Origin of the sequence: Phormidesmis priestleyi ULC007 (genome assembly GCF_003003695.1) — a bacterium.
GTDB lineage: Bacteria > Cyanobacteriota > Cyanobacteriia > Leptolyngbyales > Leptolyngbyaceae > Phormidesmis_A > Phormidesmis_A priestleyi_A.
The window spans coordinates 320,696-334,155 of the sequence record NZ_PVWG01000001.1 but is presented as its reverse complement, the minus strand read 5'-3'; the positions used below and the strand labels follow the sequence as shown (position 1 = coordinate 334,155).

Sequence of the window (13,460 nt, the reverse complement as noted above, 5' to 3'; positions counted from 1 at the left end):
GTTTGCGCCTTAAATCCTACGAGTGGCTCAAGGCGTAGGTGCAGGACTGGCTGACGCAGCGGGAGGAGCACATCGACCTAACTGAGCAGGTTTGAGACTCAGATTTTGGGTGACAAAAGGCCCGACCGTGCGTTCTTCTTGCCAACCAAAGTCTCCGGGCTTCACCGCATTAGCAACTTTACTGCCTCCGGGCACAGAGCAGACTTCAAGCCTCACCCACGAGATGCGATCTTCGGTCGCCTGCTGGTTCACCACCCGCGCGATCGTCCCTGGCACCACGCTGCCGATCGTTTGGTCTGACGCAGGCGGCACCACAGCGTTAGGTTGACGAACCAGTGAGAACAACACAGGAGGTTGAGGGCTGCCAGTAGTAGGACGGTCAAGCAGAATTACCATTCTTGCTTCTAGAGCAGAACTGGTTGAATTGAATGGGGTTGGCGGATCGGGTGAAAGGCTGACGGTCGGAATCGGGGTCGGAAACGAACTTGTCGGCGGCAGACTAACTGGATTTAACGCCACCCGAATTTCGGGCACCAGCAAAACTAGCAGACCCCCGATACCAAACAGCGCCAACAGCATCACCAATAGGGGCAAAAATCGGAAAGACGATCGCGGTCGTTGAATAATTTGGGTCTTCAAAGTAGAGGGTTCAGACGGTAACTCTTCTAAAGACTCGGCAGACCGCGATCGTGGAGATAAAGACGAGGGTTCAGAACTTTGTGAAGTAGCGCGATCCCAATCGATCTGAAGCGGCGCGATCGCCGTCTGATTCAGCGTCACCTGACAGTAAACCAAGCCAACCGTGACGTTATCATGCCCGTTTCGAGTGTTGGCAATCTCGACTAATCGACGGCTTGCGGTTGCTAAAGCAGTGGTGCCATCCAAAATTGGGACAATTTCCTCTTCCCAGCATTCATCGACGCGATCGTGGTCACTTAACCCATCTGAGCAGAGCAAAAAGACACAATCCTCGTCCAAAACAAATCGTTGCACTGTCGGATGGAGAAAGTTAGAACTACTCATGCCCAACGCCTGCACAAGAGCGCCAGAAGAGGGCTGTTGCAGAGCATTTCGATAAAGGGCATACCCTAACCTGACTTCTCTCGACGCGACATCATCATCTAAAGTGACCTGATAGCAGCCAGTTCGGGTAATTCGATAAGCGCGGCTGTCTCCAACGTGATTGATCAAAAGCTCATGGGCGTGGGCAAGTGCCATGACGACGGTCGTTCCCATTCGCTGGCGTTCTTGACGATGTTCTTGATCGTTACGTTGCGAAATTACGTCGTTTGCGGACAGGGCAGCTTGTTCTAGCCCACTGACGAGGGTAGCTGCATCGGGGTCTGTTTCTGAGAGTAGCGTTTCAGCTTGAGTTTGCAGGGTGGCGATCGCTAACCCCGATGCCACTTCTCCGCCTTCGTGTCCGCCAATTCCGTCACAGACAATCACTACAGGGTTTGAAGCTGCGTCTCCGATCTTGAAGGAAAGATGACTTCCACTCGCGGGATAGCATGCGTCTTCGTTACTCTGGCGACTCGGGCCCTGGTCAGTAAAGGTGGCAATTTGAATCGTTCTAGTTTGACCCTGACCATAATGAGTCATTCCCTGATCCAGCCGATCTAATAATTGATCAGCAGTTCTAATCTGCCCCTGGATCATTTGCTGACAGAGTTGAGTCAAAAAGTCTGAGATCGGATCAGCAGGGTTTTGTTGCCACTGTGCCCAAAACTGTCCCAACTGGGTTAAATCAGGAGTTCCTTGAGTGTCGGGCTGCAAGTCTAACAATCGGACAAAAGAGGCATCCACCCGCAGCAAATCCGAGGTCAGCAATGTAGAAGCCACGTTCTCTCGGCAAAACGGCTCCCACAACTGGGCGATTTGCCAGAGCCAGTTAAGCTGCCGTAACGGGTCGCTCTCTGTCCAGAGACTCGTCAATTTTGGCATCAGACTGCCTGCAAGCTCATTTCCTGACTTTAGCTTTGCCCCATCTGGATAGATTGCAGCATCTTCTAGCAAAAGCAGCGTAGAGGTCGATCGCGGTGCTGTCACCATTCCATAAATCTGCGGCACATGCAGTCGAGATGGCGACAACCGCAAATAGACTTCCCAGCTAACCGGAATTTCGACTGGACTTTCAGGCGGAAACCCTGGTTTGGTATCCAGTAAAACTTGACCCGTTTTGAGCAGATAGCGATCGCCCACCAACTCCCTAGGCTTAAATATTTCTAACCCAGACCCTACTGCCCACAAATACCGTTTAATCAGCGGCGATCGACACTTATGACAAAACTGATGGCTTTCTGAATTGAGAGCCTGACAGAAAAAATTAGAACACTGAAGAATGGGCGGGTCGTTTTGCATTGAGGTTGATGGGTGTTGTCTTGCAATTTGGCTCGACGGTTCACCTAAAGACGGTTCTTGACACCCTCTATGTTAAACGCAAGCCTTTCGCGCTTGACCAACAACCCTCTAGAATTAAGTCACAATAAGTACATATACACAGTCTAGGAACAAATTATATGGCGCAGAGCGAATCTCAAGCGCAGGCACCGCTCTCCGATCGGGAACTGCAAGTCATTGAGTTAGTAGCTGCTGGCTTAACTAACCAAGATATTGCTGAAAAGCTAGAAATTAGCAAGCGCACGGTTGACAACCATATCAGCAATATCTTAACCAAGACTGAAACAGACAATCGGGTGGCGCTCGTGCGCTGGGCGTTGCAGTGGGGCAAAGTCTGTCTTGACGAAGTAAACTGCTGCGTTTTGCCTCCTTACCGAGAAAACGGCACTGCTCTCTAGATGAGACAATTTTGAAGAAGTGTCTAAACTAGGAGCGTTGGAGTTGAAATATCAGGTTCAGTGTTTAGGGTTGCCGTTGGCAGTTTATCGAGAAGTGGCAGCGCATTTGTCTCAGGTTGATGGAGTAAAGACTGGTTTGGTATCGCAGCGATCGTCACAGTTTGACTACAACCAGAGTCAGATCGAAAGTTTGTGGATTCAGGTTTTAGACTCTGCAACGTCGGCTTCTCAAGCGCGAGTCGAGCAAATTTTGGCTTACTATGGCGATCGCTATGGTGCCTGGAAAGACACTCAGACTGAGTAAAGTTTTCACTATTTTTTCAACTAAGGTTCATGAGTTCAATTCAAGCAAGCCGGGGAACGCGAGACATCTTGCCCGATGAGGTGAGTTATTGGCAACGAGTCGAAACGATCGTGCGTGAAATTCTGGTGCGGGCTGCCTATCAAGAAATTCGCACCCCGATCTTTGAGCAAACCGCTTTGTTTGAGCGCGGCATGGGCGAGGCGACTGATGTCGTCAACAAAGAAATGTACACCTTTAAAGATCGCGGCGATCGCTCCCTAACCATTCGGCCTGAAGGCACGGCCGGAGTAGCGCGATCCTATATCGAGCATAATCTCCATGCCCAAGGAGGAGTGCAGCGCCTCTGGTATGCCGGGGCGATGTTTCGCTATGAGCGCCCTCAAGCGGGTCGGCAGCGACAGTTTCATCAATTGGGTGTTGAGGTATTGGGAAGTGGAGACGTGCGGGCAGATGCCGAAGCGATCGCTCTTGCTACCGAGATTTTGCAAACGCTGGGCTTAAAAGATTTGCGGTTAGATCTGAACTCGATCGGAGATGCAAACGATCGTCAAACTTATCGAGAAGCGTTGGTCAATTATCTGACTCCCTTTAAAGAAGAGTTAGACGCTGACTCTCAAGATCGTCTGACTCGCAATCCTCTACGAATTCTTGACAGTAAAGATCCCCGCACTCAAACCATTCTGGATCAGGCACCGAGCATTTTAGACTATCTCGGTTCCGATTCTCAGCGACGGTTCGATCGGGTTCAACAGCTATTGAGTGATTTAGGCATCGCCTGCAACATCAATTCCCGTCTCGTTCGCGGCTTAGACTACTACACCCACACCGTTTTTGAGATTCAGTCTGATGATTTGGGCGCACAGGCGACGGTTTGCGCGGGGGGGCGCTATGACGGACTCGTTTCAGAACTTGGTGGGCCTGAAACCCCGGCGATCGGTTGGGCAATGGGACTAGAGCGCTTGATTTTGCTCCTGCAACAGATTCAGCCAGTCAGCCCTTCTAAAGTAGACTTTTATGTCGTGTCTAGAGGCGAGAAGGCAGAGTCTCAGGCGCTCATATTGGCACAATTACTGCGACGATCGGGCTTCACAATCGAACTCGATTTAAGCGGTAGTGCCTTTGGTAAACAGTTTAAGCGGGCCGATCGCAGTGGTGCCGTTGCCTGTCTAATTTTGGGCGATAGTGAAGCAGAAACCAAAACCGTACAGCTAAAGTGGCTGAAAAGTGGCGAACAAACGGCGATCGAGCAGTCTGCTCTTTTAGAGACGATTGCTGACCTTCGCACTAAGATCTCTCACCTGAAAGACGAAAACTAGCAAAGATTAGTGAATTTTTCTAACGCTCATGACTCGTTTTTAAGAATGCGTCCCCCTGCCTGCTTAAAATGAGTGTCAAATTCTTCTGTCACTTTTCAAAGTGTTAGGAAATATTAAACTATGACTGAGCAGCTCATTAAACCTTACAACGGCGATCCATTTACAGGGCATCTTTCAACCCCTATCAGTGACTCTCCCTTTACTCGCACATTTATTGGTAACCTGCCTGCCTATCGCAAAGGGCTATCTCCCCTGCTGCGTGGGCTAGAAATCGGTTTAGCTCACGGCTACTTCGTGATCGGCCCTTGGGTGAAGCTAGGCCCCCTGCGTGACTCTGATGTCGCCAATGTGGGTGGGCTGATCTCTGGTGAGGCGCTTGTCTTGATCGCCACTCTTTGCCTCTCAGCTTATGGTCTCGTGACCTTTCAGGGAGATCACGATCACACCTCTAAAGATTCTCTACAGTCTGCTGATGGCTGGAGCCATTTTACTGGCGGGTTTTTCGTCGGCGCAACGAGTAGCGCGTTTGTTGCCTACTTGCTGTTGACCAACTTCTCGATCATCGATGGCATCTTCCGAGGCGGATTTAACTAATCTCACCTCGACACTTAATCTGATCTGAGAGCCTGTTTGCTGACAACATTCAGGCTCTTTTTCAGTGTTTGGGCTGAGACTCAGGTAGAATGCCTGTCATGAGGCAGGTTAAATAACAGCCTAGAACCACTAAATGCGGGGTAGAAAGCTCCTCGAATATGCCTGAGATGGAGTATTGGGAATTTCTCTTACAAAAAGAAGGCGATCGCTCTTGGTTGCCCCTCGAATCTCCTGATGTGGAAATTCTAGAAGGTCGCTATCGCGTGGTGGCTCGATCGAGCCGCAAAAATAGCAATGTCGAAGTTCGGATTATTCATCAAGCGACGGTCGAAGTTCCGCCAAAACGCCGCACTCAGCAGCGATCGAATCGCACCAATGTAGATGGACTGGTGGTGGTGATTCCCTACACGACGCTTAAACCCGGCACCTGGGAACTCAATTGCTCTGGCGATTTGATGTCGGAGCTAATGGGCAATAGCTGGCAATATTCTGTGCAGCTTCATGTGGTGGCGATCGAAGCTGAAGAAGAGTGGGAACCCGATTGGCAAACGCCCTCTGAGCCAGTCGAATCGACGATCGACGTTACAGATCCGATCCCAGAATCAGCGACTTCTGATCTGCCTGAAATCCCTATTGAGCCAGACGCTGCAACGGGATCGTCAGTCGATCGCTTGCTACAAATCACAGAGCAACTCGCCCAAGAAACTCAACGAGTAGCGCAACTGCCGCCGCTGCAAATTGTCCTCACTCAAGAAACTTATATTGCTCGTCGTGGGCAACCCTTGACGCTTTCAGGTCAGATTATTCCTGTGACTGAGGCAGAAGCGTCTGTCGTGCTTGCCCAGGCTGAAATCAAAATTTGCTTTCGCGACCCCCAAAGCGCTCAAGTTTTGCTAGAAACTCGCGAATCGATTCTGAATCAACCGATTCCGACTCCGATCACCTGTCGCTTGACGCTACCTTCTGAATTTAAAACTCAGTTGATTCTAGGTGAAGTGACTCTCTATGACTTGACCTCAGACCCGCCGATCGCACTTGCCAATCAGTCTTTCACGTTGACGGCTGATGCTGATGAGTTGTTAGAGACGATCGCTAACCACCCGATCGCTGACGAAGAAGAACTAGAGCAATCCTTAGAGTCTGCTGCCAACCCCGAACCTCCGCCTGCGTCTCCTAGCCTGAATCTGACATTCTTAAATCTTGTCTCGGCTCCCAAAGAGACTCCCAGTTTCAAATACGCATCTGATCAGCCGCTTCCGCCTCAACTCCATCAGTCAGCCTCGGCTCCAGAAGGCAAAAGAGGTCTGGATCTACCATCGTTTGCTGCGCCTATTATTGAATCTGCCAGTGCTGAAGCCGCGATCGTTCCCGAAGTTGAGAATGCTGATGCGATCGCTACCCCAACTCAGCCCCAATTAACTGATGTATCCGAATTAGAAGCGCTGCCTGAAGCCCAAACCCCTGGCGCAATTTCTAAAGTGTCTCCCGTTCAATCCGCTTTTCAGGCGTTAAATATTCAGGGTCGATTCCTCGATCGTCTCAACTCGCTGGCATCAGACACAGAGTTATCTGAAGAATTAAGAGAGGCAGCTCCTCAGCCAGAAAGCGCAGTTTTAGTTGAAGAATCCGCTTCTGATGGGGCGGCTGTTCCTTCAGATAACTCTGAAGTGGCAATGTTGCCCTCGTCTCTAGAAGAAGACTTATTGAATCAAGAAGTTTTAGTTGATGAATATGAGGAGCGTGAAGAATTGCTCGTCGAAGATATCCCGACTCTTCAAAGACCGCTTCAGACATCGGCACCTCAGATTTCAAATCCCTTACTGTTACCAACCGACGAAGACGTTCCAACGCCCAGTTTAGATGTAGCGAGTGAAGAACTGATTGCGGGTCAAGCGATCGTAGTTCGGGCAAAACTCCCTAATCTGCGGCCCCGCTTCTACGTCAAGTTTTGGATCAATGACCGCCAAACCCGCGCGTTGTTAGATGGCCCCCGCTGGCTTGTCGATTTTGCACCCAACGGTTTAGGCGACTTAGAAGCCAGCACTCAGCTCACGGTGCCGTTTGGTAGTTTAGAGATTCAACTCGAAGCGATCGCCGTTGAAGTGGCAACTCAGCGCGAAAGTCATAAAGTGGTGCTCGATCGCGCCGTGATTCCTCCCGACTTACCTAATCTCTCGCTCGACGAATTTGAGGCGTGACAAAAAATAAATGTGTTAAGAATTCTAAGAACCTCGAATCTGAGACACCCTTCGCAGGTAACTTCAAAGATGGACTCATCTAACAACTAGTAGGAAAATACTTTATGACAGGTTCATACGCAGCATCATATCTGCCCTGGATTCTGATCCCCGTTGTTACCTGGCTCTTGCCGATCGTCGTCATGGGCTTGCTGTTCTTATACATTGAGCGCGAAGATCCCACTGGCATCTAAGCCAGCATCAAAACAAAAGCCGCTTATCCCTTAAGGTTAGGCGGCTTTCTTTTTGTTAAACAGATTGCTTAAACTAAGCTCAGGTCATCCTACATAGAGGAGCCTAACCCTGCATAAGCGCCGTAGAAGAAAAGACCCAAAATACCTATAATCCCTGTCCCTGCTACAGTTGCAACAATCCAAAGGGGAATTCTTCCACCAGTACCCACAGTTTTTACCTCCTAACAAGCAAGCGATTTGTAGATGACTTTAGACAGATTTGATTGTCTAAAACTTTTGATTAATTGAAGAAATAGCTAGAGAAAAGAATCCCCAGCGAAAAGATTGCCAATAAACCCAAATAGAGTGATGTTCTATTTAGCTCAACAGGCTGTTTGTTGGGGTTGGAAGATTTGACTGCCATTGCTTTTACCTATCGTTGAATAAACTGCATGGACGCGATCGCACCCAAAAAGAACACGGAAGGAATGGCTAGCGTGTGAACGGCTATCCATCTCACCGTAAAAATGGGATAGACCACGGGTTGATTGGGAGAATTGCTGGTCATAGTGTTTAAACCAATTGAGTGAAAAACTACTTCTTGTCTTTTTCGTTTATGAACTGGTCAACTTGCTGCTTTGCCTCAAAGCGGTTGTTGACGATCGGCACTTCTTGGCGGGCCGCAGGAAAATATTCGTTAGGGCGAGGCGTGCCAAACGCGTCATATGCCAAGCCTGTGCTGACAAACAACCAACCTGCCACAAACAAAGCCGGAATGGTGATGCTATGAATCACCCAATAACGAATACTTGTAACAATGTCACCAAACGGACGCTCTCCGGTAGTACCAGCCATTTAGATTCCTCCACTGACAACAATCAAAAGCCTTATAAATATCATAAGGGACGATAGAAATCCCCACAAGCAAACCTTCTAAATTTGCAATTTGTAACCGCTGATTTTCTTCAAAACTAAGCGTTAAAAAGCACCATTAACGCGCTACAAATTGCAATGGGGATCAGGCAGCTTGTGTGCTTCCTTGATATCTCAATAGCGTGCCTCGCTGACCAATGATAAAGCCTTGCTCAGGGCTAAGAAACACGATTCGATAAAGGTTAGCTGGGACGTTTTCAACCTCCTTGTCTTTCTGCCAGGTTTTGCCGCCGTCAAAACTGCCTAGCAAGTTGCCGCTGCCGCCCACAACCCAAAGCTCATCAGGGGTGCGGTAAGCCAAATCCAACAGACCCCAACTTGTGCCAAACTCAGGGTTTTGAACTTCTTGCCAGTCTTCTGGGTCACTAGAACTCGTAAACTGCACCTGTCCGCCCCGCGCCAACATCCACAGGCGACCATCTTTGGTAAAGCCCATGCTCTGCACACGCCGAGAGCTATTGCGGTTGTAGGGGTGCCAAGCTTGATCGCCCGGTTCCCAGACTGAAAAGAAGTTTCCTCTCGAAGACACTGCGACATATTTGCCGTCATCGGCCCGATCGAGACTCCGAACCACGCCAAACGCTTCAGCCACCATTGCCTTCCAGTTGCGACCGCCATCGGCTGTCTGATAAATGGCACCTAGATCGGTCGTCATTTCAGCACTATTTGCGCCCCTTGCCAGAATGGTGCTAGGTGCCCCCGGAAGCTTCTCGCTCAGAGGAATTTGCGCCCAAGATTTGCCACCATCGTTGGTATGCAATAGAAGGGAGGGCTGTCCAGTCACCCAGCCTTCTTGACCCGAAAAGCTCACCGAACTCAATCGATAATTCTGTTCACCGAGATCGAGCTTGCGCGGTTCCCAAGTCTTTCCACCGTCGTTAGTTTCTAAAAGCGATGAATTCGTGCCCACGAGCCAACCGTGGTTTGTGTCACCTGTAAAGCCGATATCTAAAAGATTTTCTTCAACTGGGAGGGAAATGATTTCCCAGGGGTTATCGCTCAAAGTCGGCAAAAAAGTTTTACAGCCAGTCGTTAGCAATGCGATCGCTAATAAGATGACAAGTTGTTTCCAGGCTCTCATAATCCACTGCATCGCTTCTAATCTCTGATACACAATTTACGTTTTTCTGTAGCGAGGATCTCAACTACTGCAACCCATAGAGGCTGAGGAATAGTAAGAAGACTAAGATCAACCCACCAAAAATCAGGAGATTCTTTTGCCCTGGCGTTAGTGTGTTGACCCCAAAGCCATACCCTAAATTCTCTTTAAACCCAGACGGGCTGTTGAGCGGACCGACATTCTGAAACTTAGAGGTGGGCACCCCGCAAACCGGGCAGCGCCAGCTAGGGGGCAAATCCTCAAAGGGAGTTCCCGCAGGAATATTGCGGCGATCGTCTCCCTTGATCGGTTCATAGACATAGCCGCAGGCTGAACACTCGTGACGATCGAGCGATTTTGGATCAATAACTTCGGTACTCATAGATTTAGGAGAGGGTAGAGGACTAGAATGCCAATCTTAAAATCTCCGTTAATTATTATGACATTATGACCTCCCCTTTTTAAGATCCAATTAAGAGAAATGATCCGGGATGGGTTTATAGAAAATTCTCGATTGATGGTGAGTGAGATTTCTTGGCTTGCAGGTGTTTCAATATACGTCAGAAGGTCACGCCCATCTATAATGTGAAATGTGAAGAAGAAGTAACACAAGCGTTTTGATTCACCCTACGAGAGGCGGCTATCACTGTGTTTGTCCTGACTGGCTACGAATATTTTCTGGGCTTCCTACTCATCTGTAGTTTGGTGCCCGTCCTAGCATTGACGGCTTCTAAGCTGGTTCGTCCGAGTCGTCGTGGCCCCGAACGCCGCACGACCTATGAATCCGGCATGGAGCCGATCGGAGGAGCTTGGATTCAGTTCAACATTCGCTACTATATGTTTGCGCTGGTTTTCGTGATCTTCGATGTTGAAACGGTCTTTCTCTATCCGTGGGCAGTCGCCTTTAGTCGATTGGGGCTATTAGCGTTCATCGAGGCCCTGATTTTTATCGGAATTCTCATCGTCGGTTTGGTCTACGCTTGGCGCAAAGGAGCGTTGGAATGGTCATGAACTCGGAACTCACTGCAAAAAATGGCTCTGCTGAGGGTTTGATTAACCCGATCGAGCGTCCTAACATTACTCAAGAACTGTCTGAAAATGTAGTTCTGACGAGCGTCGATGACCTCTATAACTGGGCAAAGCTTTCTAGCTTGTGGCCGTTGCTGTTTGGAACTGCCTGCTGCTTTATCGAATTTGCGGCGTTGATTGGTTCGCGGTTTGACTTCGATCGCTTTGGTTTAGTGCCGCGATCGTCGCCTCGTCAAGCGGATCTGATCATCACCGCAGGCACGATCACGATGAAGATGGCTCCCGCACTCGTTCGTCTCTATGAGCAGATGCCAGAGCCTAAATACGTCATTGCGATGGGTGCTTGCACGATCACAGGCGGAATGTTCAGTGTCGATTCTCCGACAGCGGTTCGAGGTGTGGACAAACTGATCCCGGTTGATATTTATCTGCCTGGTTGTCCGCCCCGCCCTGAAGCGATCGTGGATGCGATCATTAAATTACGGAAGAAAATCTCCAACGAGTCGATCCAAGAGCGAGGTGCTTTACGCCAAACTCACCGCTACTACAGCACGACTCACAGCATGAAAGCGGTTGCCGAGATTAATGACGGCAAATATCTTGCAGTCGCCGATCGACAAACGCCTGCCGCCGAACTGAGAGAAGCAATGGGTCTGCCGATCGCCCCCGCACTCAAAGCAACCGAAAAGGAGGGTCTCGATCGTGGCTGAAGAAACCAAACCTACCGCGCCTGAAACCGAAGCGGCGATCGTCGAAGCGGGCAAAACTTCAAAGTGGCTGACTCAAAACGGCTTTGAACACGAGTTTCTAGGAAGAGATGCCAGTGGTACTGAAATGATCAAGGTCGATGCGGAACTTCTGATTCCTTTTTCGACCGCGCTCCTAGCTTATGGGTTTAACTACCTTCAGTGCCAAGGTGCTTATGATTCCGGCCCTGGTCAGGAGCTGGTCAGTTTTTATCATTTGGCAAAGTTGAGTGATAACGCCGATCGACCCGATGAAGTGCGGCTCAAGGTCTTTCTGCCCCGCGAAAATCCTATAGTGCCGTCGGTTTATTGGATTTGGAAAGCAGCAGACTGGCAAGAACGCGAGTCGTTTGATATGTATGGCATCATTTATGAAGGGCATCCCAGTTTAAAGCGTCTCTTAATGCCTGCCGATTGGGTGGGCTACCCGCTCCGCAAAGACTATATCGCTCACGACTTTTTTGAGCTGCAAGACGCATACTAGCCTTTAAACCGCCGAGTCGCGTCACTCAAATCAAGCTCCTCGCTAAAGTGGGGGGCTTTTGATCTGAAGGGGAGCCAGAGAGAAGGTCTGCGTCGATTCCAACCCAAAATCTGCTTAATCATCTGTAACCCCTCAGTGATAAGCTGAGAAATGGCGGATAACACGCAAAGTTTTAGTTTTTAATTGTTTGTAATAGCTGAACCACACACTAGGGCGTAAGCATGGTCACAACCGCAGAGAAGACGAATATCGGTCACATTACTCAAATTATTGGTCCCGTTCTAGACGTTAAGTTCTCGAATGGCAACATGCCACAGATCTATAACGCCCTGACCATCAAAGGCACCAACGAAGCCGGACAAGAAGTGTCAGTCACCTGCGAAGTGCAGCAACTTCTGGGCGACAACCAGGTTCGTGCTGTTGCGATGAGCACCACCGATGGTCTAGTGCGCGGTATGGAAGTAGTGGACACAGGCGCAGCGATTAGCGTGCCCGTCGGTGCTGCTACCCTGGGTCGAATTTTTAACGTGCTGGGTGAGCCTGTTGACAACAAAGGTCCTGTAGGCACTCAAGACTCCATGCCGATTCACCGCGATGCTCCTAAGCTAGTCGAGCTAGAAACCACGCCCTCTGTGTTTGAGACGGGCATTAAAGTGATTGATTTACTGACTCCCTACCGTCGCGGTGGCAAGATTGGTTTGTTTGGCGGCGCAGGTGTAGGAAAAACCGTCATCATGATGGAGTTGATCAACAACATCGCCACCAATCACGGTGGAGTGTCTGTATTTGCAGGTGTCGGTGAGCGCACCCGCGAAGGCAATGACCTCTACAACGAAATGATGGAATCGGGCGTGATTAATAAGGACAACTTGAGTGAGTCCAAAATCGCGCTAGTTTATGGTCAGATGAACGAGCCACCTGGTGCTAGAATGCGCGTCGGTCTGTCGGGTCTGACGATGGCAGAATATTTCCGCGATGTGAACAAGCAAGACGTGTTGCTGTTTGTTGATAACATCTTCCGGTTTGTGCAAGCGGGGTCGGAAGTGTCGGCACTACTCGGACGGATGCCTTCTGCGGTTGGATATCAGCCCACTCTCGGCACTGATATGGGAGACCTGCAAGAGCGAATCACCTCGACTACCGAAGGCTCTATCACCTCGATTCAAGCGGTCTATGTCCCGGCGGATGACTTGACTGATCCTGCTCCGGCAACCACCTTTGCTCACTTAGATGGAACGACCGTTCTGTCTCGTGGCTTGGCATCGAAAGGCATTTACCCCGCAGTTGATCCGTTAGATTCGACTTCGACGATGCTGCAACCCGCGATCGTCGGTGACGACCACTACGATACGGCTCGTGCGGTGCAATCGACGCTCCAGCGCTACAAAGAGCTACAAGACATCATCGCCATCTTGGGTTTAGATGAATTGTCAGAAGACGATCGGACGATCGTGGCTCGTGCCCGTCGAATTGAGCGCTTCCTGTCTCAGCCTTTCTTTGTGGCAGAAGTGTTTACTGGATCTCCTGGCAAGTATGTCTCGCTAGAGAAGACCATCCAAGGCTTCAAGCGCATTCTTGCAGGTGAGTTAGATGACCTACCAGAGCAGGCATTCTACCTCGTTGGTGATATCGACGAAGCCGTTGCTAAAGCCGCAAAAATGAAGGCAGAAGCTAAGTAGAAACGGAATGAGTTTTGAGTTGATTTCCGACGGCTCAAAACTCACCCCTATCGACTGCTTTTATTTTG

At 49.7% G+C, this 13,460-nt stretch carries 17 protein-coding genes; 10 read left to right on the top strand and 7 right to left on the bottom strand.

Going from position 1 to position 13,460, the window contains the following annotated elements; all coding sequences use genetic code 11:
* Positions 1 to 27 precede the first annotated feature (27 nt).
* Entirely contained in the window at positions 28 to 2,361 is a 2,334-nt protein-coding gene (locus C7B65_RS01505; RefSeq protein WP_083582614.1) for a PP2C family protein-serine/threonine phosphatase, read from the bottom strand.
* A gap of 158 nt (positions 2,362 to 2,519) precedes the next feature.
* On the opposite strand from C7B65_RS01505, the gene pedR reads away from it, so the two are divergent.
* The 6 genes from pedR (at position 2,520) to C7B65_RS01475 (ending at position 7,443) form a co-directional block, all read left to right on the top strand.
* Positions 2,520 to 2,798 carry a photosynthetic electron transport-dependent transcriptional regulator PedR gene (gene pedR / locus C7B65_RS01500; RefSeq protein ID WP_073069132.1) on the top strand — a complete coding sequence of 93 codons (279 nt, stop codon included), beginning with the start codon at positions 2,520 to 2,522 and terminating at the stop codon, positions 2,796 to 2,798.
* A 19-nt stretch (positions 2,799 to 2,817) separates the two neighbouring features.
* On the top strand, positions 2,818 to 3,102 hold the full coding sequence (locus C7B65_RS01495) for a hypothetical protein (protein ID WP_073069131.1): 285 nt from the start codon (positions 2,818 to 2,820) through the stop codon (positions 3,100 to 3,102).
* Between the two features lie 29 nt (positions 3,103 to 3,131).
* Positions 3,132 to 4,418, top strand: coding sequence for a histidine--tRNA ligase (gene hisS / locus C7B65_RS01490; protein ID WP_073069130.1), 1,287 nt, complete (start codon positions 3,132 to 3,134; stop codon positions 4,416 to 4,418).
* Positions 4,419 to 4,538: 120 nt separating this feature from the next.
* Entirely contained in the window at positions 4,539 to 5,012 is a 474-nt protein-coding gene (locus tag C7B65_RS01485; protein WP_073069129.1) for a photosystem I reaction center protein subunit XI, read from the top strand.
* Positions 5,013 to 5,170: 158 nt separating this feature from the next.
* Positions 5,171 to 7,210: a hypothetical protein gene (locus C7B65_RS01480; protein ID WP_106253883.1), complete on the top strand. Its 2,040-nt coding sequence runs from the start codon at positions 5,171 to 5,173 to the stop codon at positions 7,208 to 7,210.
* Between the two features lie 104 nt (positions 7,211 to 7,314).
* A complete protein-coding gene (locus C7B65_RS01475; protein WP_073069127.1) occupies positions 7,315 to 7,443 on the top strand; it encodes a photosystem I reaction center subunit VIII in 129 nt (42 codons plus the stop codon).
* A gap of 89 nt (positions 7,444 to 7,532) precedes the next feature.
* Here the strand turns inward: C7B65_RS01475 and C7B65_RS01470 are convergent, their stop codons facing one another.
* The 6 genes from C7B65_RS01470 to C7B65_RS01445 form a co-directional block, all read right to left on the bottom strand.
* Positions 7,533 to 7,652 (bottom strand): photosystem II reaction center protein J, encoded by a 120-nt coding sequence (locus tag C7B65_RS01470; RefSeq protein WP_073069126.1) that lies wholly within the window; start codon positions 7,650 to 7,652, stop codon positions 7,533 to 7,535.
* A 71-nt stretch (positions 7,653 to 7,723) separates the two neighbouring features.
* Positions 7,724 to 7,846 carry a photosystem II reaction center protein PsbL gene (gene psbL, locus C7B65_RS01465; RefSeq protein WP_073069125.1) on the bottom strand — a complete coding sequence of 41 codons (123 nt, stop codon included), beginning with the start codon at positions 7,844 to 7,846 and terminating at the stop codon, positions 7,724 to 7,726.
* 9 nt (positions 7,847 to 7,855) lie between these two features.
* Positions 7,856 to 7,990 carry a cytochrome b559 subunit beta gene (psbF, locus tag C7B65_RS01460; RefSeq protein ID WP_073069124.1) on the bottom strand — a complete coding sequence of 45 codons (135 nt, stop codon included), beginning with the start codon at positions 7,988 to 7,990 and terminating at the stop codon, positions 7,856 to 7,858.
* A gap of 26 nt (positions 7,991 to 8,016) precedes the next feature.
* Positions 8,017 to 8,277, bottom strand: coding sequence for a cytochrome b559 subunit alpha (psbE, locus tag C7B65_RS01455; protein ID WP_073069123.1), 261 nt, complete (start codon positions 8,275 to 8,277; stop codon positions 8,017 to 8,019).
* A 163-nt stretch (positions 8,278 to 8,440) separates the two neighbouring features.
* On the bottom strand, positions 8,441 to 9,448 hold the full coding sequence (locus C7B65_RS01450) for a photosynthesis system II assembly factor Ycf48 (protein WP_219898273.1): 1,008 nt from the start codon (positions 9,446 to 9,448) through the stop codon (positions 8,441 to 8,443).
* Positions 9,449 to 9,500: 52 nt separating this feature from the next.
* Positions 9,501 to 9,836 (bottom strand): rubredoxin, encoded by a 336-nt coding sequence (locus tag C7B65_RS01445; protein WP_073069122.1) that lies wholly within the window; start codon positions 9,834 to 9,836, stop codon positions 9,501 to 9,503.
* A 266-nt stretch (positions 9,837 to 10,102) separates the two neighbouring features.
* Here C7B65_RS01445 and ndhC point away from each other — a divergent pair, with 266 nt between their 5' ends.
* The 4 genes from ndhC (at position 10,103) to atpD (ending at position 13,392) form a co-directional block, all read left to right on the top strand.
* Positions 10,103 to 10,465 carry a photosynthetic/respiratory NAD(P)H-quinone oxidoreductase subunit C gene (ndhC, locus tag C7B65_RS01440; RefSeq protein WP_073069121.1) on the top strand — a complete coding sequence of 121 codons (363 nt, stop codon included), beginning with the start codon at positions 10,103 to 10,105 and terminating at the stop codon, positions 10,463 to 10,465.
* The gene (locus tag C7B65_RS01435) at positions 10,456 to 11,193 is read left to right on the top strand and encodes an NADH dehydrogenase subunit K (RefSeq protein ID WP_073069120.1); all 738 of its coding nucleotides are present in this window, start codon (positions 10,456 to 10,458) and stop codon (positions 11,191 to 11,193) included. The genes ndhC and C7B65_RS01435 overlap by 10 nt, the downstream gene beginning before the upstream one ends.
* Positions 11,186 to 11,713, top strand: coding sequence for an NAD(P)H-quinone oxidoreductase subunit J (locus tag C7B65_RS01430; RefSeq protein WP_083582612.1), 528 nt, complete (start codon positions 11,186 to 11,188; stop codon positions 11,711 to 11,713). Before C7B65_RS01435 ends, C7B65_RS01430 begins: the two co-directional genes overlap by 8 nt.
* A 221-nt stretch (positions 11,714 to 11,934) precedes the next feature.
* Positions 11,935 to 13,392, top strand: coding sequence for a F0F1 ATP synthase subunit beta (atpD, locus tag C7B65_RS01425; RefSeq protein WP_073069118.1), 1,458 nt, complete (start codon positions 11,935 to 11,937; stop codon positions 13,390 to 13,392).
* Positions 13,393 to 13,460: the final 68 nt, after the last annotated feature.